Below are 20,892 nucleotides of genomic sequence, written 5' to 3'. Positions count from 1 at the left end.
GGTACGGCGCCGCGCGCGGGGCGGGGTCAGCCGGCGGTCACGAGCCTTTGACCACTGCCGCTGGGCTCGGGCCGGCGGGCCGAGCGCAGGGCGGCGACGCCGATGAAAACCATCGACGACACACCGGCGAGGGCGAAGGCGGTGAAGCCCCAGTCACCGTTGCCGGCGGCGAGCAGCTGACCGCCGAGCCACGGGCCGAAGACCGCGCCGAAGCGGCCCATGCCCGAGGTCCAGCCGACGGCGGTGGCCCGGTTGTCCGGGGTGGAGCGGATGGAGACGGTCGCGTAGATCATCACCTGGGCGCTGTTCAGGAACACACCGGTGCCGAAGACGACCAGGAACGTCAGCCCCAGCGGCATGTGGACACTGAGCAGGAAGACGCCGACCGCGGTCAGCGCGAACCAGAGCGCGGAGATGCGCGGGGCGCCGAAGTGGTCGGAGACCCGGCCGGCGATGAGCGTGCCGACGATGCCGCCGAGGTTGAACAGCACCACGAAACTCAGGGCGGAGCCGAGGTTGTAGCCCTCGCCCCGCATGAGGGTGGGCAGCCAGGTGGCGACGCCGTAGACGAGGAGGAGTCCGCCGAACGAGGCGAGCGAGTACAGCAGGGTCTGGAGCCACTCGCCGCCACGGAACAGGCCCAGCAGGGCGCCCCAGCGGTCGGCCGGGGCCTTCGGGGCTGCCGCGGCGGGCAGTTGTACCCGGTAGCGGGTGGCGAGGGTCTGCGCCTCGCCGCTCCGGCCCTTGGCGACGAGGAAGCTCAGCGGCATCACCTTGCCCAGCACCGGGACGAAGAGCAGCGGCAGGACGCAGACCCAGAAGGCGGTCCGCCAGCCGTGCGGCTCCACCAGCCACTTGGCCACGTACGCGGAGAGGATGCCGCCCGCGTGGTGGGCCGTCATCAGGGCGCCGATGGTCAGCGCGGCCCGGCCGCCGCGGGCGTAGTCGGAGACCATGCTGATCGCGGTGGGCAGCAGACCGCCGAGGCCGACGCCGGCCAGGGTCCGGCCGAGACCGAACACGGCGACCGAGCCGGACAGGGCGCATGTCGCGGAGGCCAGCGAGAACAGGGCGACGCAGCCGACCATCAGCGTCTTGCGGCCGATGCGGTCGGCGACCGTGCCGGCGCCCAGCGCGCCCACCAGCATGCCGAAGGTGGCGTAGCTGCCGAGGTCGCCGGCCTGGCCCGGGGTGATGCCGAGGGCCTTGGTCTCGAGCATGTGCGGCAGCACGGATCCGTAGATGAACGTGCGGTGAGGACCAGGCTGTGGTGCTCGTAGTCGTCGAAGGTGCGCAGGTAGACGGAGTCCCCCTGCCGCCCGTTGACCGTGAGCCCCAGGTAGTCGGTGAAGAACGCGACGCTGGCGTCCAGGTCCGGGGTGAACAGCTGGGCGTGGCCGACATGGGCGATGTCACCGAGGGGCGGAGCCATCGTTGCCTCCAGGGAGTTGTGCGGGTGCGGTGAGGGTCCGCCCGGGCCCGGGCGCGGCCGAGCGCCTGGGGGAGGCCGGCCGTGGGAAGGCGGTGCCGTCGAAGATCTTGCGGGCGGTGCGGACGACGGCCGTGCGAGGCGCCGCCGGGGCCTCGGGGTCGGTGCGCGTGTCGACGTCCACGTCGATGTCCAGGAAGCCCGTGGGGTGTTCGAGGCGGATGCGGTCGCCGTGCTCGGGGAGTTCGGCGATCGCCTCGGCCACTCCCCCGGGCACCCTGAGCCCGGCGGCCACGCTCGCGGCGCCGAGGACGCCGATCGAGGTGTGGCAGCGGACGGGGATGAAGGTGCGGGTGGTGACCGCGCCGCCGGAGCGCGGCGGAGCGAGCAGAGTGAGTTTGGGGACGGTGGCGCTCTCGACGTCACCGAGACCCATCGACTTGCCCGCGGCGAGACGGATTTCCCGCAGGCGATCGGCGAGGACCGGGTTCTCCTCCAGGTCCTCGGGCGCCTCGTACCCGGTGACGCCCAGCGCGGTCGCGGGGATCAGCACGGTCGGCATCCCGTTGTCCACGCAGGTCACCTCGGTTCCGGCGACGGTGTCCCGGACCCTGCCGGTGGGCAGCAGGGCCGCTCCGGCGGCCGGGAACGCGATCACGACGGACGCCGCGGTCCCTGGTAGGCCCGAGATCTCGGCGTCGCCGGTGTAGTCGACGCGGCCGCCCGGGGTAGGGAAGGTCGCGACCGCCGACTCCCCCGTGTTCAGCATCCGGATGCGCACGGCCGTCTCGCTCTCGCCCGGGGCCACGAGCCCCCGCTCCACGGCGAAGGGGCCGACCCCCGCGAGGATGTTGCCGCAGTTCTGACGTCGGCTCACTTCCGGTTGGTCTACCCCCACTTGGAGAAACAGGTAGTCGACGTTGGCGTCCGGTTCGGCGGAGGCGGAGACCACGGCCACCTTGCTGGTGAGGGGGTGGGCGCCGCCGAGTCCGTCGATCTGGCGCGGGTCGGGGCTGCCCATGATCCGCAGCAGCAGGTCGTCCCGGCGGGCCGGATCGCCCGGCAGGTCCCCGGCCAGGAAGTACGCACCCTTGGAGGTGCCGCCGCGCATCAGCATGCAGCGCACCTCTGTGGGCCCGGTCACGCCCCGGCTCCGTCCCGGGCGTGCTCCTCGTACGAGACGTAGCTGACACCGAGTTGGGCGAGCTTCTCCCGCAACCCGTACCGGTCGAGGCCGAGTTGACCGTCCTGGAAGGCGGCGCGGGAGGCGGCCTCCTTGGTCTCGCGGGCCTGGGACGCCTCCGCGGCCTCGCGGGCCTTCTCGCGGGGTACGACCACGACACCGTCGTCGTCGGCGAGTATCACGTCACCGGGACGCACGATCTGCCCGCCGATGGCGACGGGGACGTTGACCGAGCCGCCGGTCGCCTTGACGGTGCCCTGCGCCGAGACGGCCGCCGCCCAGGTGGGGAAGCCGAGTTCGCGCAGCTCCTGGGTGTCGCGGACGCCCGCGTCGATGACCAGGCCGCGCACTCCGCGCCGCCGCAGCGCGGTGGCGAACAGCTCGCCGAACATGCCGTCGGTGGAGGGGGAGGTGGTGGTGACGACCAGGAGGTCGCCCTCGCCGCACTGCTCGACCGCGGCGTGGATCATGAGGTTGTCGCCGGGCCAGGACAGTACGGTCACCGCGGTGCCTGCCACCCGGACGCCCTGCTGGACGGGTCGCAGGCGGGTCGGGAGGAGCCCCGTGCGACCCATGGCCTCGTGCACGGTGGCCACGCCGCACCCGGCGAGGGCGTCGACGTCCTTCGTCTCGGCCCTGGGCTGGTGGGTGACGATCACACCGCTCATGCCAGCTCCTTCGTGACCTGCGGGTAGGGGCGCATGCAGGCCTCGGCCATGGTCTTGTGCGGCAGCCCCAGGTTGGGTCCCGCGTTGCGCCTGAGCTGGACGCCCCGGCGGACGGCGAGGTCGGTGTAGTAGTCCCACAGGTGCCGCTGGGCGCCGAGGCGCTCCATCGCCTTGCGCTTGGTCTCCCACACCTCGGTGATGTCGAGCAGGACTTCGGGCCTGAAGCCGCTCATCTCGGGCTGATGGGGCGCGAAGTAGAAGACGGGCGGGGCACCGATGATCTCGCCGGGGCCGGGGTAGCCGATGGCCTGGGCGAGGACACGGGCGTGCAGGGCCATCCGGTTGGCGGCGGGGTGGTCGCCGTTGTACGGGTCGTCGACGGGGTGGGTGAGGACGAGGTCCGGCTGCGTCTCGCGGTAGACGGCGACGAGGTGGTCCGTCAGCTCGGCGGTGGCGACGAGGGGGTAGTCACCGGCGTCGAAGAAGCGGACCTCGGCGCCGAGCGTGGCGGCGGCCTGCTCGGCCTCGTCCCGGCGCATCGCCTTGATCTGCTGAAGCGTCTTCCCCTCGCGCCACGCCTTGGCGGACTCACCGCGCTCGCCGAAGGTCAGACAGACGATGGTGACCTTCTCGCCCCGCGCCGCGGCGAGCGCGATGGCCCCGCCCGCCCGCCACACGAAGTCCCCGGCGTGCGCGGTGACGACGAGAGTCGAACGTGGTGGTGACGAGGGTCCCCCCGCTCGAGCGCAACCGAGAGCGGGGGAGGGCGCGTTGGCGTGCGTCATGGCAGAGTTCTCCCTTTTCGGGCCGGTACGCCACACGGTCGTGTGCACCGGGCCCCGGTGGACGGATGCACGCCCGCCCCGTGTCCCGTGTACTCAGTCCTGGAGCGCCTCGATCACGCCGGCGAGGTGGGCGCGGACGGCCGCTTCGGCCGCCTGCGGGTCCCTGGCCCTGATCGCGTCGATCATCGCCAGGTGCTCGTTCAGGGATTGCTGGGGACGCCCCGGCCGGAGCGCCAGCTGGAAGCGGTGGCGGACCAGTTGGGCGTTCAGCCGCTCCAGCAGCTCGACCGCGGTCTGCTGTCCGGAGATCTCCCGGATCCGGTCGTGGAGCCGGTGGTTGAGGTCGGAGTACGTCACCGGCTCGCCCTCGGCGACGGCCTTGCGCATCGCCTCGCCGAGGTCGGCCAGCTCGGTCAGCTGCTCGTCGCCGGCGGCGACGGCGGCCTTGGCCGCACACAGTCCCTCCAGGACCATGCGGCACTCCGTGATCGCGACCGCTTCCTGCACGGTCACCACCCGCACCCGCGAACCGCGGTTGCGGATCCTCTCGACCAGTCCCTGCGCCTCCAGATCGATCAACGCCGCACGGATGCTGGCCCGCGTCACACCGAACTGCTCGGCGAGTTCGTTCTCCACCAGCCGCTGAGCCGGCGCCATCTCGCCCTGCAGGATCGCCTGCCGCAGCTGCCCGAGGGCATGCTGTTTGGCCTGCTCTCCGGTGGTCGGACGGGCTTCCTTCGGCATCGTGCCCTCCCTGAATGAGTGCCTATCGAAGCTAAATCTAGCCAGACAACATTGTCAACAATTTTGTCCGCGTTATTGCCGGGGCTGCTCAGCCGGTGCGGTACAGCTCGCTGAGCAGTTCCAGGACCGCCTGGAGGGCCGACGGCGGGTCGTCGCGCCACCAGGCGAGCCGTACGGCGACGGGTTCCGCATCGCGCACCGGCCGGTAGACGATGCCGGGCCTTGGATACTGGTTCGCCGTCGACTCGGCGGTGACTCCGATGCCGCGACCCGCGGCGATGACGGTGAGCCAGTCGTCGACGTCGTGCGTCTCCCGCACGGCCGGACGGGAGTCCGGCGGCCACAGCTCGGGAGTGGTGGTGCCGGTGCGCCGGTCGACCCAGAGGATCCGGTCGGTGAGATCGGCGAGCCGGACGGACCGGCGGCGCGCCAGCGGATCGTCGGCGGCCAGCGCACACAGGCGCCGCTCCAGGCCCACGATGGCCGTGTCGAACCGCCGGTCCTCCAGCGGCCGGCGCACCACCGCGAGGTCACAGGCGCCTTCACCGAGGCCGGCGGAGGCCGTGTTGACCCGGACGAGATGCAGGTCGATCCCGGGGTGGGCGGTGGTCCAGCGGCGCTGGAAGGGGACGGTGTGGCGGCCGACCGCCGACCACGCGTAGCCGATCCGGAGCCGGGCGTGCCCCGAGGTGGCCTCCTGGACCAGGTCCGCGACGTCGGCCAGCACCCGCCGGGCCTGCGCCACCACCCGCAGCCCGGTCGCGGTCGGGGTCACCTCACGCGAGGTGCGCCTCAACAGCCGTACGCCGAGGGAGCGTTCGAGCCCGGCCAGGGTGCGGGACACGGCCGCCTGGGACACCCCCAGGGCGATCGCCGCGTCGGTGAAGGTGCCCTCGTCGACGATGGCGACGAGGCAGCGCAGCTGCCGGAGTTCGATGTCGTCCATACGCTCATCGTATGGATCGTCATCAGCATGCATTTTGCGCAAGCGGGAGCCGGGCGGACGCTCGCACCCATGCGACGAGCTCCTGCACGCCGGGCCATGGCGATCCCCCGGACCGCGGCCTTCCCGCCGAAGCGCCGGCGGCCGGCCGGCGTTGCCACCATGCTGGGCAGCGGACTGTCCAACCAGAGCGGCGCGGCCGTCGGCGCGCTCGCCTTCCCCGTGCTCGGGCCCCTCGGGGTGGTGGCGGTCCGCCAGTACGTCGCCGCGCTCCTCCTGATGGCCGTGGCCCGACCGCGGCTGCGCGACTTCACCTGGCCACAGTGGTGGCCGGTGCTGCTGCTCGCCGGGGTCCTCGGCACGATGAACCTGAGCCTGTACACCGCCGTCGACCGGATCGGCCTGGGGCTCGCCGTGACGCTGGAGTTCCTCGGACCGCTGTCGATCGCGCTGGCCGCGGCGCGGCGCCGGCTGGACGCCGGATGCGCGGTGCTGGCCGCGGCGGGAGTCGTCGTCCTGATGCGTCCACGGCCGTCCGCCGACTACGCCGGGATGGCTCTCGGCCTCCTCGCCGCCTGCTGCTGGGCGTCGTACATCCTGCTCAACCGCCTGGTCGGGCAGCGGATCCCGGGCGCGCAGGGCGCGGCGGCCGCCTCGGTGGTGTCCGCCCTGACCTACGTCCCCGTCGGCCTGGTGATCGCCCTGCACCACCCGCCGACCCCCGCTGCCCTCCTGTGCGCCGCGGCAACCGGCGTCCTCTCCTCCACCGTGCCCTATCTGGCCGACCTCCTGACGCTCCGCCATGTCCCCGCGCAGACCTTCGGCCTCTTCATGAGCATCAACCCCGTCCTGGCGGCGCTGGTCGGCTGGGTGGTCCTCGGCCAGGGCCTGGGCCTGCCGGAGTGGACGGGCATCGGGGCGGTGGTCGCCGCCAACGCGCTGAGCATCGCGACGACCCGCGGCTGAGGCGTCCGAAGGGGCGAGGGGTCCGGAGGGGCGAGCGGAACGGCGCGACCAGCCGCGGAGGGCCGGCCGGTGGACCACCGTCGGCCGCTCCCGAACTCACTTTGCGGTTCCCGTTCGGAGGTGGCGGTGGGTTCGTGGGCGGCTGCCCCCAGCGGAGCCGGAGCCGCGTACGAGACCCGGTCCCGCGTTCCCAGGGGGCCGCCCGTGCGGTCAGCGTCGCCGGGCGACCGGGGCCAGCCACAGGCCCAGGATCGCGTCCGCGAGCCCGGTGGCCGCCTCCGCCCAGGTGGCCCGCGGTGTCCGGGTGCCCTCGGCGAGGGCCCTTTCGCGCTCGGCGCAGGCGTGCAGGATCAACAGGCGGACCATTTGGCCGCGTTCGGCGCGGACCTCGGGCGGCAGCTCCGGGAGGGTGCGGTTCAGGCCGTCGATCGCCTGCCGCAGCGCCGGCGAGGTCATGGACTCCTCGACCATGATCTGGTGCAGCGCCGGGTCGGTCATGAGCTGGGCGCAGAACCGGGCGTACCACGTGGGGTTGCCGAGCCCGGCCAGGTGCTCGGTCACCGGACGCACCAGGCAGTCCACCCAGTCGCGCACGTCGTCGGAGCCGGCGGCCGCGGCGAGGGCCCGCTCCCTGAGCGTCTCGATGCGTTCGGCGTGCCGGCGGACCACCGCGCGGACCAGGTCTGCCTTGGTGCCGAAGTGGTAGCCGACCGCCGCGTTGTTGCCCTGGCCGGCGGCCTCGCTGACCTGGCGGTTGGAGACGGCGTACACGCCGTGTTCGGCGAACAGCCGTTCCGCCGCGGCCAGGATCGCCTCCCGCGTCGCGCTCACCTGCTCGGCCCGCGCCGTCCTGCGCGCCATGCTCACCACCGCTCCGGGACTGTGCGCCGCCCCGGGGCGGTCAGTCCCGCGCGCCGCCCCGGGTCCTCGACCGAAGCGGCGAGGTCCAGCCGAAGAAGCCTACGGTGGGCACGCGCCCCACCTGGGGCAGGCCCCGCCCTCCGGGCCTTTTCGGCTCGCTAGAGTAAGTCAACCACTTGACTTAAAGCGGGCCGGTCTCGCCGGCCGTTGTCCGCTCCCAGCGCTCCTGGCCTTCGGCCTCGCCTCTTTCCTCCCCCCGCCCCGCCCGGCCGACGCGGAGCAGGCAACGGTCCCGGCCGAGCCGTCGGCGGAGCCGGTGGGCTGACGAGCGGGCCGACCGCACCGCTTCCGCCCCGGAACAGGAGCGGACCAACTGAGCGCACCGGTTCGGACGCGCGGCCGGAGCGGGCCGTACCCACCGCGGCCCGCTCCCGGTCGGCCCGCCTCAACTGGTGCTCTCAGTCCAGCAGTACGCTCCGGACGCCACGGCGGGCCGTTCAGGGGAACCGGCACCGAAAGGCGCGTGAGCCCGGCGCTCGCGGTCGACACCTTCAGCCGTGACCGCCGTGACCCTCCCGCTGATCCCGCCGATGCTCGCCACCCCCGGCACACTGCCGCCCCCAGTCCAGGACGAGCGGTGGGCGTACGAGACCAAGCAGGACGGCCAGCGGGTGACGGTCTATCTCCCCGGTGACGGCAGCCTGCTGCTCCGCGCCCGCTCCGGTGAGGACATCACCGCGGCCTACCCCGAACTCCGCCCGCTCGGCGACGCGCTCGGCACCACGCCCGCCGTCCTGGACGGCGAGGTGCTGGCCCTGGACGAACTGGGACGGGCCGACTTCCAACTGCTCCAGAGCCGGATGGGCCTCGCGCACGCTCCCGCGCGGGCGGCACGCCGGGCCGCCCAGGTGCCGGTGCACCTGGTTCTGTTCGACGTGCCGTATCTCGTGGAGCCGCTGCTGCGGCTGCCGTACCTGCGGCGCCGGGAGCGCCTCACGGAGCTGGGCCTGGCCGGAGCGTACTGGTCGACGCCCGCGGCTGTCGTCGGGCACGGCGCCGAGGCACTCGCGGCGACCAGGGAGCACGGCCTGGAGGGGCTGGTGTGCAAACGGGTGGACTCGCCGTACGAGCCCGGGGTCCGCTCCCGTGCCTGGATCAAGATCCGGAACATGCGGGCCGAGGATGTGGTCGTCGGCGGCTGGCTGCCCGGCAAGGGGCGGCTGAGCGGGCTGCCCGGGGCGGTCCTGGTCGGCCAGCGGGCCGCCGGGCGGCTGCGGTACGTCGGCGGGGTGGGCACCGGCTGGAGCGAGGCCGAGCGGACCGAGCTCGCCGCGCTGCTGCGGGACACGGCGAGCGAGCGGTGCCCCTTCGACCCGGTGCCCCGCGTCCCGGGGGCCCACTGGGTGCTGCCGCTGCTGGTCGGAGAGGTCAGCTACAGCACCCGTACCCGGGCCGGTCTCCTGCGCCAGCCGTCCTGGCTGCGGCTCCGCCCGGACCTCACCCCGGAGGAATCCGCGGCGGACCTGCCGGAGGGCTTCGGCTGAGGAGAGGCGCCCCGACACCGGCGCGGTCCGCACCGTGGGCCTCGGCCCCGCCGTGGAAGCCGCAGTCAGAAACCCGTCGGCGTCCGGGAGTTGCACACCGCTCCTCCACCACACGGGCCCGGCCGCGTACGGCGGCGTCGTCGAGCCGGGACCGCGCGGGCGGAACGGCCTGCCGGACCCGGCTCGCGGCACCGGCCGGTCTGCCGGCCGCGCTCCCGGCCGCCGCACCGATCCGGATCACCGGGGTCGTCCGGCCCGGCTCGTGGCTGGGCGACGGTGTGCTGTCCGGCCGGGCGGGCGTACGGGTGCGGGCGGGGCAGCGGCAGGCGGAACGCGGGGCGGCAGACCGTTCCCCGCTGTACCGGAGCTTCCGTCCCCGGGCCGGGGATCCCGCTCGCCGTGGCGCACGGACTTCCGCGTCGCCGCCAGGACCGCCACCAGCGACTCGCTCAGCGTCCTCGGTGACACCCCCATCGACGCCGTCGACACGGACGGCGCGCAGGCGCCGCCCCGTCCCGGCCGGGCGGCGCAGCGGGGTGGGCCAGGACCGGGCCTCGAGCCCGAGGGTCTATCGTGTCCCCCATGTCCGTCCCGGAATTGATCCGAATCGTCTCCCGCGACTCCCCCATGGCCCTGGCCCAAGTGGAGCGGGTCCGAACCGAGTTGGCCGTACTGCACCCGGGTGTGCGCACCGAGGTGGTGCCGGTGAAGACCACCGGCGACAAGTGGCTCGGTGATCTGTCCAAGGTCGAGGGCAAGGGTGCGTTCACCAAGGAGGTCGACGCGGCACTGCTCGCCGGGGAGGCCGATCTCGCGGTGCACTGCGTCAAGGACGTGCCCGCCGACCGGCCGCTGCCCGCCGGCACGGTCTTCGCCGCGTTCCTGAAGCGGGACGACATCCGGGACGCGCTGATCCACCCGGACGGCCTGACCCTGGACGAACTGCCGGCCGGCACCCGGATCGGCACCTCCTCGGTGCGCCGGATGGCCCAACTGGCGGCCACGCACCCGCATCTGGAATGCGTGCCGTTCCGCGGCAACGCCAACCGCCGCTTGGAGAAGCTGGCCGCCGGGGACGCCGACGCCCTGCTGCTGGCGGTGTCCGGTCTGGAGCGGATCGGCCGGACGGACGTGATCAGCGAGGTGCTGTCGACGGAGACGATGATGCCGCCGATCGGCGCGGGCATCCTCGCTCTGCAGTGCCGCGAGGACGACACCGATCTCATCGATGCCGTCAGCGGGCTCGGCGACGCGGGCACCTATCGCGAGGCGACGGCCGAGCGGATGTTCCTGCACGTGCTGCAGGGCCACTGCAACAGCCCCATCGCCGGCTACGCGCGCGTGGACCACGGCGGAGAACTGTCCCTGCGGGCCTGTGTGTTCACTCCGGACGGCAAGACCCGGCTGAACGCCCACGAGTGGGCCGGCCGGCTGGATCCGGCGACCTTGGGCACCTCGGTCGCGGTGGCACTGCTGCGGCAGGGGGCGCGGGAGATCATCGACGGCATTCCGCACTGAGCCGCCGGCGGCCCGGCGCGGCCCGTAGGGCGCGCTGCCGTCTCACGCCGGGCTCCCGCCGCGAGCCGCGTCAGGCGGAACCGGGCTCCGTCTGGTCCTTCAGGAAGGCGCTCACCTGGTGGGCCAGGCTGCCCTGCCCGGCCGCCGCGGGCGTGGCCGCATGGGTCGTCTCCAGGACGCCGACGCCGCCCGTCCACAGCCGGCGGTCGGTCCACTCCTCGTCCACCCGCAGCTGCACCTGCACGTCCACGTGGGTCAGGGCGGCCTCGGGGGCGGCGGCGTAGACCACGGCGGTGGCCCGACGCAGCGGGTAGACGTCGAAGCCCTCGATGAACTGGGAGTTGCGCCAGTCGATGAACGCGCCCTCACCGTCGGGGCCCACCCGGACGTCGATCTGACCGTCCTCCACGTGGACGCCGAGCGGCCGCGCGCCGCGGTTCTCGACCGTCACCCGGACACTGAAGTACGTCAGCCCGACGGCGGCGTCGTCGCGTCCGCGCGGCGGCTCGGCCGCCTCCAGGCGGTGGACGCGGACCCGCAGACCGGCATGCTCGTCGTACTCGTGCCAGTCCCCGACCACGTTCGGCTCGTACACAGTGCCCCTCTCGAACTTCAAGAGCTGCTGTCTATCTGTGGGCTGAGCGCACTGTCAAATGAGCGGAATGCGCTGTGGCCAGGGGGTTCGCCCGCTTTGATCGGTGATCAAGCGCTGCGCAGGCACAATCCGTTCGGGCGCCTACGGGCGGGCCACGCGCGCGTGCCGCACATCACGTCCTTGACAAGATCACCGGGCCAGTCGGCCGAGCAGTGAGGAAGCCGCGGTGATGCCGAGCGCGGCAGCCACCGCCAGGACGGCGAAATCGGTGCCGACGTGCGCGGGCGTGCCCAGCAGCAGGCCCCGCAGGGCGTCGACTTGATAGCTCAGCGGATTGACCTTGCTGACGGCCTGGAGCCAGCCCGGCATCACCGAGACGGGGTAGAGGGCGTTGGAGCCGAAGAACAGCGGCATGGTGATCGCCTGCCCGAAGCCCATCAGCCGGTCACGGCTGAGGACGATGCCCGCGATGGTCATCGACAGACAGGAGAAGAACACGGACGCGAGGACCACCGCGAGGGCCACGCCGAGCAGCTTCAACGGGTTCCATGTGAGGGCCACGCCGAGCACGGCGGCGATGACGATCACCACGATCGCCTGGACCAGCGACTTAACCCCGGCGGCGAACGCCTTGCCGGTGATCAGGGCCGAGCGCGGGGTCGGGGTGACGAGGAGCTTGTTCAGGATGCCCGCGTCCCGCTCCCAGATGATCTGGATGCCGTAGAAGATCGCGATGAACATCGCCGACTGGGCGATGATGCCGGGCGCCATGTAGTCGATGTACGGGATGCCGCCGGTGGGAATCGCCCGGATCCGGGTGAAGGTCTGCCCGAAGATCAGCAGCCAGAGGGCGGGCTGGACCGCGCGCGTGTACAGCTCGGTGCGGTCGTGCCGCAGCTTCTGCAGCTCGACGGCGCACATGGCGACGACGCGGGCGGGCAGCAGCCGCCAGCCGGCGCGCGGGACGGGCGGGCTGAGCAACAGGGCGGTGCCGCCGCCAGGGGCGCGGTCAGCCGACGCGCCGGGCGGTGCGGCGGGTGCTGCGGACATCGCGGAATCCTCCTCCGGAGTGGTCGTCGAGGCCGCTGCCGGCGACGTCGCGGAAGACGTCCTCCAGCGTGGGCAGGGTGTCGGTGCCCTGGCGTTCGGCGAGGCCACGGCGCAGCTCGGCCGGGGTGCCGAGGGCGCGGACGCGGCCTCGGTGCATCAGCCCGACCCGGTCGCAGTACTGGTCGGCCTCGTCCATGTAGTGGGTGGTGACGAGGACGGTCATGCCGGTGGCCGCGCGAACGGCGTTGATGTGGTCCCAGACGCCGGTGCGGGCGATCGGGTCGAGCCCGATGGTGGGCTCGTCGAGGATCAGCAGCCGGGGCGCGCTGACCAGGGCCTGGGCCAGTTCCAGCCGGCGGACCATGCCGCCGGAGTACGTCCCCGCGAGCCGGTCGGCGGCGTCGGCGAGGCCGACGGCGGCCAGGGCCTGGGCGACCCGTGCGGCGCGTTCGCGGCGGGACACGTCGAAGACGCGGGCGAACAGGGAGACGTTCTCACGGCCGGTGAGCCCGCTGTCGGCGGACAGCTGCTGCGGGACGTAGCCGAGCAGGCGGCGTACCGCCATCCGCTCCTTGGCGGTGTCGTGCCCGAAGACACGGACCATGCCGGCCGGGACGGGCAGCAGCGTGGTGATGCAGCGGATGGCGGTGGTCTTCCCGGCGCCGTTGGGCCCGAGCAGCCCGAACACCTCCCCCTCCCGGACGGTCAGATCGAGCCCGTCGACGGCGTTGGTGTCCCCGAAGGCGTAGGCGAGGCGGACACAGCTGACGGCATCGGCCACGGGGCCGGCGGTGCCCTCGGCACCGCCCCCGGCGGACGAGCCGACCGCTTCCCCGGTGCCGGGAGCTGTGACCGAGGGGACGGGGGTTCCGGCGGGCGCTCCGGCCGTCCCGACGCCGCTCGCCTCTGCGGCGGACGTACCGGGAGCCGGGGTGGATGCGCCGGTGGTGTGGGCGGGCGCGCCGGGACGCGCGGTGGTGTCGACCGGTGCGGCGGCCACGTCGACCTGCTCCGCGGACGCACCGGCCGTCTCGGTACCGCCCGCCTCCGCGGCTGACGTACCAGGCGCGCCGGCCGTCTCCGCGGTGCCGACGGCCGTGGCGGAAGCGCCGGCGGCTTCGGCGGGCGCGCCGGAAGTGGCAGCGGGGTCGGCGGCCTCCGTGGGCCGGCCCGGGGCGCCGGTGGCCTCGCTCGGCCCGTGCGGGGTGTCGGCGGTGTCCCTCGTCATCGTGGCTGGACCTCCGTCATGATCGTCGGCCTGCGTCATGCCTCCTCGGCCTCCTCGTGCAGCCCGGCCGCCAGCTTGCGCAGGGCCGGGAGCGCCGCGCGCAGCGCTTCCCGGTCGGCGTCGTCGAGCCGGGACACGTGCCGGCCGACCAGTTCGTCCCGGCGCCGCCGCCAGTCGCCGAGCCGCTTCTCGGCGGCCGGGGTCAGCTGCAGCCGTGCGGCACGCCGGTCGGCTGGATCGGTCTCGCGCAGCAGGTGCCCACCGCGGACGAGCTGGTTGACCAGGGTCGACACGGAGTTGCCCGCCAGGTGCAGCTCCCTGGCCGCGTCCGAGATGCCGATGCCGGGCCGGGACTCGACCAGCCGCAGCAGCTCCACCTCCGCGCCACGCAACCGCGGCCCGCTCAGCCCGCCGCGCAGCCGCCGCCGGATCAGGCGCTGGATCCGTACCAGCGCGTCCGCCAGCTCCTCCGGGAAGGTCTCGGGCCCCGTTGCCACCCGCAGGGTCGTGTCGGTTTCCACGATTGAAAGATTATCTCTGCTACAGAGGTAATGCCCGCCAAGAGCCGGTCAAGAGCGACTCCGCCGCATGCGATTTGCCCTTGTTTGTTTTGAGATGTCCTTGAGTGGGAAAAGGGAGACCAGTGCTTCGGACCGGAGGCACATCCGTGGGAACGGCATGGTCGGCCGCCCCGATGAACGGTCCTTCGTCCGAGCGCCCCTCCCACGGTGTCTGTTTCATCCAGCACCTGCTGAGAGAAGTGCGCACCATGCGTGTCACCGGCAGCACGACATCACATCCCCACGACGACGCCCCCGACACGGCGGAGTCCTTCCAGCGGCTCGCGACACTGCCCGACGGTCCCGAGCGGCAGGCGCTGCGTGACGAACTGGTCCAGCTGTGGCTGCCCATGGCCGAGCGGATCGCCGTGCGGTTCCGCGGCCGCGGGGAGTCCCTGGAGGATCTGTACCAGGTGGCCGCCCTCGGCCTGGTGAAGGCCGTCGACCACTACGACCCCGAGCGCGGCCGCGCGTTCGAGGCGTACGCCGTGCCCACCATCACCGGCGAGATCAAGCGGCACTTCCGCGACCACATGTGGACCCTGCACGTGCCGCGCCGGGTGCAGGACCTGCGCAACCGGGTGCGCGCCGCCACGAAGGAACTGGCCCAGAACACCTCGGGGCGCCCGCCCACCGTGGCGGAGATAGCCGCCCACGCGCGGCTCACCGAGGAAGAGGTGCGCACCGGCATGGAGGCGCTGGAGTGCTTCTCCGCGCTGTCCCTGGACGCCGAGGTGGCCGGGACCGACGGCTACGCCCTCGGGGACTCCCTCGGCGGCCCCGACCCGGGATACGACCTCGTGGTCGACCGGGCCGCGATCAAACCGTGTCTCGAGGCGCTGCCCGAACGCGAGCGGGTCATTCTCTACCTGCGGTTCTTCCGCGGCATGACCCAGAGCCGGATCGCCCAGCAGCTGGGCATCTCGCAGATGCACGTCTCCCGTCTGCTCAGCAGCTGCTTCGACCGCCTGCGCGAGGAGGTGCTCGCCGAGGCCCGCTGAGCCTCGCCGGGCCCGCCGGCACCGACACCCCCCCGTGGAGCCCCCGCCGGGGACTCAGTCCTCCGCCGCCCCGGGCACCTGGGTGGGGCCGTAGCGGTCCAGTGCGTCCTCCAGCGCGGCGCGGACCTCGGGCGGGATGTCGCCGCGGCGGCCCCAGATGAGGATCAGCTCCGCGATGTTGCGCAGCTTGATGTTGGTGTGCTGGGAGACGTCCTTCAGCACCTGCCAACCCTCGTCCGGGGGCACCCTGCCCAGAGCCACCATCATCCCGATGGCCTGGTCGACGACCGCGTGGGAGGTCACGGCCTCCTTGAGCTGCTGGACCTCTGCCTCCAGCTCGGTGATCCGCTCGGGCTCGCTCGCTCCCATGCCTCCATCGTCCTCGGTGGCCTGTACCGATGCCACCGGGGGTACTCGACAGGCACCCCACCCCCTTCCGGTTGGACACTGGTGCCAGACCGGTGGCCGCCCGGCCCCGAGAGCAGGACGCGACTGCCATGACCGACAACGCCCCCGTCAGCGGTGGACCGCCGAAGCGAGACGTCGTCTCCACGCACTCCGTCTTCGGCGCGCCGTGCTGGGTGAGCCTGACCAGCCGTGACCTGGAGGCCACCCAGGACTTCTACACGGCCGTCCTCGGCTGGCGCTGGCGCGGCGCCAAGCTCGGCGAGCACTTCCGCATCGCGTTGGCGGACGGGGTGCCGGTGGCCGGGATCGCCGCCGTCGCCGCCATGTGGCAGATGGCGGTGGCCTGGACGCCGTACTTCGCCGTTCCGGACGCCGACGTGGCGGCGGCCCGGGCCCGTGAGCGCGGTGGTACGGCGGCCGTGGGGCCCCTGTCCTTCCCACCCGGACGAGCGGCGCTGCTCGCCGACCGGGACGGAGCCACCTTCGGCATCTGGCAGGGGGAACTGGTCTCCAACTGGGAGGCGTGGCGGCGGGCGGCACCGACCTTCGTGCGGCTGCACACCCGCGACGCCTTCGACTCCGCGATGTTCTACGGCGAGGTCCTCGACTGGGCGTCCGGGAAGCCGGGCTGCTGCGAGGTGGAGTACGAGGCCGGCGAGGTGGTACTGCGCAGCCAGGGCGACATCGTGGCCCGGATCGACTCGGGCGCGGTGGAGTCGGCCCCGGATCCCTCCGTACGGCCGCACTGGCAGATCCACTTCGCCGTCGCCGACGTCATGGACTGCGCCCGTACCGCGGAGAAACACGGCGGCAGCGTGCTGAGCGAGAACGAGGACGAGGCGATCCTGCGGGACCAGGACGGGGCCCAGTTCACGGTGACGTCACGCCGCGCTCGCTGAGCCGCAACGGGGCCGGGCCACCCGCCGGGCGGCCGGGGCGCTCGGTGTACGCGGCGCGCGGGGGCGACCGGCACCGACGCGGCGGGCACTCGCCCTCACGGACGCTGCGGCGGCGGAACGTCCGCTGCCGCGTCCTGATTTCGCGTCCCTCACCACGTCCGGAACACGTAGCGGGCCGTGCGGGCCGTGCGGGCCGAGTCGCGGGGTTCGCCCTCAAGCGCTGGCCGCGCGACGAGCCGAACCCCCCGGCGGCCGCCGTGCCGCGTCCCCTCTACGAAGGCCGCGCCCGCCGAGCAGATGTCCGGATGGCTGAGCGTGCCTGCGGAACGACACGCGACCACCTCGCCTCCGCGGGCACGGAGTTGCGGGCTCGCGACCGGGCCGGCGCCGCACACCGCGCCCGCGAGGGCCGCAGGCTACCGCGCGACCGGCCAGGACGGAGGCGGGGCGGCGCGAAACCACCCGACACGCATCACCTAGCTCGCCGCACGCGACGGCCGCGACAGCAGGATCAGGCTGCGTGACTCCACGCGCAGTCTCATGCCGGCCTTGCGTTCGCGCTCGTCGGGGATTCCGTCGGGGTCGGCGGTGTCGATCAGGGTCGTCCAGCGCTCGCCGAACGTGCCGTCGGGCAGCCGGAAGTCGACCGGTTCCCAGTAGCCGTTGACGAGCAGCAGGAAGGAGTCGTCGACCATCCGGCGCCCGTAGGCGTCGCGTTCGGCGATGGCGTCGCCGTTGAGGAAGACGCCCACCGAGTGCGCGTCCTCGCGCTGCCAGTCCCGGTCGGTCATCTCACGGGCGTCGGGCCTGAGCCACATCAGGTCGGGCAGCGGCTGTGTGGCGTTGGTCGCGGTCTCGCCCCGGAAGAAACGGCGGCGCCGCAGCACGGGGTGCGCGGCGCGCAGGGCGATGAGATGCCGGGTGAACTCCGCCAGGGACTGCTGCTCCTGCGTCAGCTCCCAGTCGACCCAGGAGATCTCGTTGTCCTGGCAGTAGGCGTTGTTGTTCCCCTTCTGCGTGCGGCCGAGTTCGTCTCCGTGGCAGAGCATCGGGATGCCCTGCGACAACAGCAGGGTGGCCAGCAGGTTGCGCTGCTGGCGGGCGCGCAGTTCGAGGACGGCGGGCTCGCGGGTCTCGCCTTCCACGCCGCAGTTCCAGGACCGGTTGTGGCTCTCGCCGTCCCGGTTGTCCTCGCCGTTGGCCTCGTTGTGCTTGTCGTTGTACGACACCAGGTCGCGCAGCGTGAAACCGTCGTGCGCGGTGACGAAGTTGACGCTCGCGCGCGGCCGGCGCCTGCTGTGCTGGTACAGGTCGGAGGAGCCGGTCAGCCGGGAGGCGAACTCGCCGAGCGAACCGGGCTCGGCCCGCCAGAAGTCCCGTACGGCATCCCGGTACTTGCCGTTCCACTCCGACCACAGCGGCGGGAAGTTGCCCACCTGGTAGCCGCCCTCGCCGACGTCCCAGGGCTCGGCGATGAGCTTGACGCGACTGATCACCGGGTCCTGCTGGATCAGGTCGAAGAACGCCGAGAGCCGGTCCACCTCGTGGAACTGCCGGGCCAGCGTGGCCGCCAGGTCGAAGCGGAAGCCGTCGACATGCATCTCGGTGACCCAGTACCGCAGCGAGTCCATGATCAGCTGGAGCACGTAGGGGTGCCGCATCAGCAGGCTGTTGCCGGTGCCGGTGGTGTCGTAGTAGTGCGCCCAGTCGCCGTCGACCAGGCGGTAGTAGGAGGCGTTGTCGATGCCCCGGAAGGACAGGGTCGGGCCCATCTCGTTGCCCTCGGCGGTGTGGTTGTAGACCACGTCGAGGATCACTTCGAGACCGGCCGAGTGCAGCGCCTTCACCATCGCCTTGAACTCGTTGACCTGCTGGCCCCGGCTGCCGAATGCGGCGTACGCGTTGTGCGGAGCGAAGAAGCCGATGGTGTTGTAGCCCCAGTAGTTGGACAGGCCCCGGTCCTGGAGCACCCCGTCCTGCACGAACTGGTGCACCGGCATGAGCTCGACCGCGGTCACCCCGAGCGAGGTCAGGTGCTCGATGACGGCGGGGTGCGCGAGGCCCGCGTAGGTGCCGCGCAGCCGCTCGGGGACGTCGGAACGGGTGCGGGTCAGGCCCCGTACATGGGCCTCGTAGATCACCGAGTCCGAGTACGGCGTCCGCGGCGGGCGGTCGTCGCCCCAGTCGAAGTACGGGTCGGTGACCACGCCCAGCATCGAGTGCCCGGCGCTGTCGGCCTTGCCGGGACCGTCGGGGGCGCGCTCGTACAGCGAGGCGTGGTTGTCGATCTGCCCGTCCACGGCCCGGGCGTACGGGTCGAGCAGCAGCTTGGCCGGATTGCACCGGTGCCCCAGCGAGGGCTGCCAGGGGCCGTGCACCCGGTAGCCATAGCGCCTGCCCGGCGCGATGCCGGGCAGATAGGCGTGCCAGACGAATCCGTCGACCTCGTGCATGCGGACGGGGGTCTCCTCGCCCGAGTCGTCGACGAGGATCAGCTCGACCCGCTCGGCCACCTCGCTGAACAGGGCGAAGTTGGTGCCCTGTCCGTCGAACGCGGCCCCCAACGGGTAGGGCTGCCCGCTCCATACGGGCAGCCCTTGCCGTCTCCTGCGGGCGGTCACCGGCTGCCCTCCAGGGCGTCGTCCAGAACGTCGGCCCGCGTGCCGAGCGTGTCGTCCACGGCACCCGCGGGGGCGGCCAGCACCGCCACCGGCACCTCACGCGGCACCTGCAGCCCCTGCCGCAGGGTCGGCGCGGGAGCGGTCGGCACCAGCGGGACGCGCTCGCCGGCCCGGGCGCGCTGCGAGAACCAGATGATCTTGCTGCCGGTGTCGGAGGCGCAGCAGCCCCAACCGTCGCTCATCGCGGCGATGTCCGCCAGGCAGGACCGCAGGTCCTGGTCGGGGCGGAGGTCCGGGTCGTCGTCACCGAAGGCGGTGATGAGGTGCTGGCCGTTCCACCACATCTCGATGGAGGTGTGCTTGTCCGTCGCATGCTCGTCGATCGCCCGCAGCAGCAGTTCCGCGCCGCGGCAGACGGGATCCGCGAGGTTCTCGAGGTCCCAGTAGCGGAGGTGGGCGGCCAGGATGCGGCTGACCTGTCCCACCCGTTCCGGGCTGACTTCCACGTCGATGTGGTAGTAGCAGGGCACTGCGGTCTTCATCGTCGCTTGCTCCTCACCGGCGAAGCTCTCGCTCCCCTCGCCCGTCCGGGAGGGATCCCGGAGGTTGTGTCCGGGAGAGGTCCCGGACACATAGCGTGAGCGCTGATCGCTTCTGAGTCACCTCCACGGTGAGGGCACTACGCCATTCGTGCAACACGAGGGCGCGACACCCACTCCTGGTTGAAGATCCAACAAGACGCTGCGTCCTCGTCCGTGCACCATAAGTGAAAGCCTCGATCGCCGTAACGGTGCCGGGCACTCCCGCGCGCGGACACCACCCGACCGTCGGGAACGCGCCCAGTCGAGAGCGTGGAAGGTGAAGAGGGCAATGCTGCTACCCGCCAAGGCCGAAGTGGCCCGGGCGTTGCGGCGTTACCGGGCGTGGGAGCGCGTGATGCTCGCCTCGCCCCACGACCGCACGGTCCGGGCCACCTTCGAGGACTCGGGCTACACGCTGTGCGTGCTGATGGGCAAACGCTGCGCCCGCGAGGCCGCGGACGCCGCCGAGCGCTATCTGCGCACCAATCTGGTCACGTACCTGCGCGAGCAGGACGGACGACCGCGGCAACGCCGGTCGGCCAGAAGAGCGCCGCCACCGGAGCGGCGTTCCACGGCGCCAAGCCCCTGACCTGGCACCGTACAAGGCGTTCCCCCTGGGGACCGACGTGAGTCGGCCCCTCTCGGATCGCGAAGCCGGGCCGGGTGCCCGGCTTCGCGCACGGCGGAGGTGAGATACATGCGCAGGACCCCGGCCATCGGCCGTGTACCGGTACGCGACGTCCGGCCGGCCGTGGAGTGCGGCAGGCGCCCGGCGAAAGCGGTGGCCGGGGAAACGTTCCAGGTGACGGCCACCGTGTTCCGCGAAGGGCACGATGCCGTGGGCGCCAATGTGGTCCTGCGTGATCCGAAGGGCCGTCGTGGCCCGTGGACGCCGATGCGAGAGCTGTCACCGGCCAGCGACCTCTGGGGCGCGGACATCACCCCGGATGTGACGGGCAGCTGGACCTTCCGGGTGGAGGCCTGGAGCCATCCGCTGGCGACCTGGCGGCACACCGCCTCTGTCAAGGTGCCGGCCGGGATCGACGTCGGGCTGGTGCTGGAGGAGGGTGCAGAACTCCACGAGCGCGCGGCCGCCGGAGTGCCGAAGGGCCCGGAACGCAACGTCGTCCTCGCCGCGGCACGGGCCCTGGGCGACGACTCCCTCGCGGTGCACGAGCGTCTGAACGCGGCCCTGTCACCCGAGGTGGAGGCGCTTCTGACCCGCCATCCGTTGCGGGAGCTGGTCACCGCCTCCGACCCGATGCCGCTGCTGGTGGAGCGCGAACGCGCCCTGTACGGCTCCTGGTA

Annotated in this window: 20 protein-coding genes and 2 pseudogenes; 7 read left to right on the top strand and 15 right to left on the bottom strand. The window is 72.6% G+C overall.

Going from position 1 to position 20,892, the window contains the following annotated elements:
* Positions 1-26: 26 nt before the first annotated feature.
* The 7 genes and pseudogenes from AB0L59_RS41365 to AB0L59_RS41335 all read right to left on the bottom strand — a co-directional run.
* Positions 27-1,247, bottom strand: a pseudogene (locus AB0L59_RS41365) (MFS transporter); the annotation flags it as partial.
* A pseudogene (locus AB0L59_RS41360) lies at positions 1,247-1,432 on the bottom strand (VOC family protein); the annotation flags it as partial. The pseudogenes AB0L59_RS41365 and AB0L59_RS41360, both read right to left, overlap by 1 nt.
* Positions 1,413-2,573 (bottom strand): 4-oxalomesaconate tautomerase, encoded by a 1,161-nt coding sequence (locus AB0L59_RS41355; RefSeq protein ID WP_365593130.1) that lies wholly within the window; start codon positions 2,571-2,573, stop codon positions 1,413-1,415. The pseudogene AB0L59_RS41360 and the gene AB0L59_RS41355, both read right to left, overlap by 20 nt.
* Positions 2,570-3,280: a 4-carboxy-4-hydroxy-2-oxoadipate aldolase/oxaloacetate decarboxylase gene (locus tag AB0L59_RS41350; RefSeq protein ID WP_365593127.1), complete on the bottom strand. Its 711-nt coding sequence runs from the start codon at positions 3,278-3,280 to the stop codon at positions 2,570-2,572. Before AB0L59_RS41350 ends, AB0L59_RS41355 begins: the two co-directional genes overlap by 4 nt.
* A complete protein-coding gene (locus AB0L59_RS41345) occupies positions 3,277-4,065 on the bottom strand; it encodes a PIG-L deacetylase family protein (RefSeq protein ID WP_365593125.1) in 789 nt (262 codons plus the stop codon). Before AB0L59_RS41345 ends, AB0L59_RS41350 begins: the two co-directional genes overlap by 4 nt.
* Before the next feature lie 93 nt (positions 4,066-4,158).
* On the bottom strand, positions 4,159-4,809 hold the full coding sequence (locus tag AB0L59_RS41340; protein ID WP_365593123.1) for a GntR family transcriptional regulator: 651 nt from the start codon (positions 4,807-4,809) through the stop codon (positions 4,159-4,161).
* Positions 4,810-4,897: 88 nt separating this feature from the next.
* Positions 4,898-5,755 carry a LysR family transcriptional regulator gene (locus AB0L59_RS41335; RefSeq protein WP_365593121.1) on the bottom strand — a complete coding sequence of 286 codons (858 nt, stop codon included), beginning with the start codon at positions 5,753-5,755 and terminating at the stop codon, positions 4,898-4,900.
* 96 nt (positions 5,756-5,851) lie between these two features.
* On the opposite strand from AB0L59_RS41335, the gene AB0L59_RS41330 reads away from it, so the two are divergent.
* On the top strand, positions 5,852-6,718 hold the full coding sequence (locus AB0L59_RS41330; protein WP_365593176.1) for an EamA family transporter: 867 nt from the start codon (positions 5,852-5,854) through the stop codon (positions 6,716-6,718).
* Between the two features lie 210 nt (positions 6,719-6,928).
* On the opposite strand, the gene AB0L59_RS41325 is transcribed toward AB0L59_RS41330, so the two are convergent.
* Complete coding sequence (locus AB0L59_RS41325) at positions 6,929-7,579, bottom strand: TetR family transcriptional regulator (RefSeq protein ID WP_365593120.1); 651 nt, start codon at positions 7,577-7,579, stop codon at positions 6,929-6,931.
* Between the two features lie 566 nt (positions 7,580-8,145).
* On the opposite strand from AB0L59_RS41325, the gene AB0L59_RS41320 reads away from it, so the two are divergent.
* A complete protein-coding gene (locus tag AB0L59_RS41320; RefSeq protein WP_365593174.1) occupies positions 8,146-9,123 on the top strand; it encodes an ATP-dependent DNA ligase in 978 nt (325 codons plus the stop codon).
* 582 nt (positions 9,124-9,705) lie between these two features.
* Complete coding sequence (gene hemC / locus AB0L59_RS41315; RefSeq protein ID WP_365593119.1) at positions 9,706-10,641, top strand: hydroxymethylbilane synthase; 936 nt, start codon at positions 9,706-9,708, stop codon at positions 10,639-10,641.
* Positions 10,642-10,711: 70 nt separating this feature from the next.
* Here hemC and AB0L59_RS41310 read toward each other — a convergent pair whose 3' ends face one another.
* The 4 genes from AB0L59_RS41310 to AB0L59_RS41295 form a co-directional block, all read right to left on the bottom strand.
* On the bottom strand, positions 10,712-11,236 hold the full coding sequence (locus tag AB0L59_RS41310; protein ID WP_365593171.1) for a hypothetical protein: 525 nt from the start codon (positions 11,234-11,236) through the stop codon (positions 10,712-10,714).
* Positions 11,237-11,425: 189 nt separating this feature from the next.
* Positions 11,426-12,286, bottom strand: coding sequence for an ABC transporter permease (locus tag AB0L59_RS41305; RefSeq protein WP_365593117.1), 861 nt, complete (start codon positions 12,284-12,286; stop codon positions 11,426-11,428).
* Complete coding sequence (locus tag AB0L59_RS41300) at positions 12,246-13,067, bottom strand: ATP-binding cassette domain-containing protein (protein WP_365593168.1); 822 nt, start codon at positions 13,065-13,067, stop codon at positions 12,246-12,248. The genes AB0L59_RS41305 and AB0L59_RS41300 overlap by 41 nt, the downstream gene beginning before the upstream one ends.
* Positions 13,068-13,549: 482 nt before the next feature.
* Positions 13,550-14,035, bottom strand: a complete 486-nt coding sequence (locus AB0L59_RS41295; protein WP_365593115.1) for a MarR family transcriptional regulator — start codon at positions 14,033-14,035, stop codon at positions 13,550-13,552.
* Between the two features lie 248 nt (positions 14,036-14,283).
* Here AB0L59_RS41295 and AB0L59_RS41290 point away from each other — a divergent pair, with 248 nt between their 5' ends.
* On the top strand, positions 14,284-15,075 hold the full coding sequence (locus AB0L59_RS41290; protein ID WP_365593112.1) for an RNA polymerase sigma factor SigF: 792 nt from the start codon (positions 14,284-14,286) through the stop codon (positions 15,073-15,075).
* 54 nt (positions 15,076-15,129) lie between these two features.
* Here AB0L59_RS41290 and AB0L59_RS41285 read toward each other — a convergent pair whose 3' ends face one another.
* Positions 15,130-15,444, bottom strand: coding sequence for an ANTAR domain-containing protein (locus tag AB0L59_RS41285; protein WP_365593109.1), 315 nt, complete (start codon positions 15,442-15,444; stop codon positions 15,130-15,132).
* 128 nt (positions 15,445-15,572) lie between these two features.
* On the opposite strand from AB0L59_RS41285, the gene AB0L59_RS41280 reads away from it, so the two are divergent.
* On the top strand, positions 15,573-16,382 hold the full coding sequence (locus AB0L59_RS41280) for a VOC family protein (RefSeq protein ID WP_365593106.1): 810 nt from the start codon (positions 15,573-15,575) through the stop codon (positions 16,380-16,382).
* A gap of 476 nt (positions 16,383-16,858) precedes the next feature.
* Here AB0L59_RS41280 and glgX read toward each other — a convergent pair whose 3' ends face one another.
* Both glgX and AB0L59_RS41270 read right to left on the bottom strand, forming a co-directional pair.
* Complete coding sequence (gene glgX / locus AB0L59_RS41275) at positions 16,859-19,003, bottom strand: glycogen debranching protein GlgX (protein WP_365593104.1); 2,145 nt, start codon at positions 19,001-19,003, stop codon at positions 16,859-16,861.
* Positions 19,000-19,545, bottom strand: a complete 546-nt coding sequence (locus AB0L59_RS41270; RefSeq protein ID WP_365593102.1) for a pep a2 — start codon at positions 19,543-19,545, stop codon at positions 19,000-19,002. Before AB0L59_RS41270 ends, glgX begins: the two co-directional genes overlap by 4 nt.
* Before the next feature lie 328 nt (positions 19,546-19,873).
* Between AB0L59_RS41270 and AB0L59_RS41265 the strand changes: the two genes are divergently transcribed.
* Positions 19,874-20,173, top strand: a complete 300-nt coding sequence (locus AB0L59_RS41265; protein WP_365593099.1) for a DUF5133 domain-containing protein — start codon at positions 19,874-19,876, stop codon at positions 20,171-20,173.
* A 108-nt stretch (positions 20,174-20,281) separates the two neighbouring features.
* The coding region (locus AB0L59_RS41260) for a maltotransferase domain-containing protein (RefSeq protein WP_365593097.1) at positions 20,282-20,892 on the top strand (611 nt) is incomplete at its 3' end.

The sequence above is a fragment of the Streptomyces sp. NPDC052109 genome (assembly GCF_040680195.1).
Lineage (GTDB): Bacteria > Actinomycetota > Actinomycetes > Streptomycetales > Streptomycetaceae > Streptomyces.
Note: the sequence above shows the minus strand (reverse complement) of the source record. Positions and strands in the feature narration are given on the sequence as shown.

Excerpts from the sequence above, each read along its gene's own strand:
- AB0L59_RS41350 (WP_365593127.1), bottom strand. The coding sequence starts at position 3,280 with ATGAGCGGTGTGATCGTCACCCACCAGCCCAGGGCCGAGACGAAGGAC.
- AB0L59_RS41345 (WP_365593125.1), bottom strand. The coding sequence starts at position 4,065 with ATGACGCACGCCAACGCGCCCTCCCCCGCTCTCGGTTGCGCTCGAGCG.
- AB0L59_RS41340 (WP_365593123.1), bottom strand. The coding sequence starts at position 4,809 with ATGCCGAAGGAAGCCCGTCCGACCACCGGAGAGCAGGCCAAACAGCAT.
- AB0L59_RS41335 (WP_365593121.1), bottom strand. The coding sequence starts at position 5,755 with ATGGACGACATCGAACTCCGGCAGCTGCGCTGCCTCGTCGCCATCGTC.
- AB0L59_RS41330 (WP_365593176.1), top strand. The coding sequence starts at position 5,852 with ATGGCGATCCCCCGGACCGCGGCCTTCCCGCCGAAGCGCCGGCGGCCG.
- AB0L59_RS41325 (WP_365593120.1), bottom strand. The coding sequence starts at position 7,579 with ATGGCGCGCAGGACGGCGCGGGCCGAGCAGGTGAGCGCGACGCGGGAG.
- hemC (WP_365593119.1), top strand. The coding sequence starts at position 9,706 with ATGTCCGTCCCGGAATTGATCCGAATCGTCTCCCGCGACTCCCCCATG.
- AB0L59_RS41305 (WP_365593117.1), bottom strand. The coding sequence starts at position 12,286 with ATGTCCGCAGCACCCGCCGCACCGCCCGGCGCGTCGGCTGACCGCGCC.
- AB0L59_RS41290 (WP_365593112.1), top strand. The coding sequence starts at position 14,284 with ATGCGTGTCACCGGCAGCACGACATCACATCCCCACGACGACGCCCCC.
- AB0L59_RS41285 (WP_365593109.1), bottom strand. The coding sequence starts at position 15,444 with ATGGGAGCGAGCGAGCCCGAGCGGATCACCGAGCTGGAGGCAGAGGTC.
- AB0L59_RS41280 (WP_365593106.1), top strand. The coding sequence starts at position 15,573 with ATGACCGACAACGCCCCCGTCAGCGGTGGACCGCCGAAGCGAGACGTC.
- AB0L59_RS41270 (WP_365593102.1), bottom strand. The coding sequence starts at position 19,545 with ATGAAGACCGCAGTGCCCTGCTACTACCACATCGACGTGGAAGTCAGC.
- AB0L59_RS41265 (WP_365593099.1), top strand. The coding sequence starts at position 19,874 with ATGCTGCTACCCGCCAAGGCCGAAGTGGCCCGGGCGTTGCGGCGTTAC.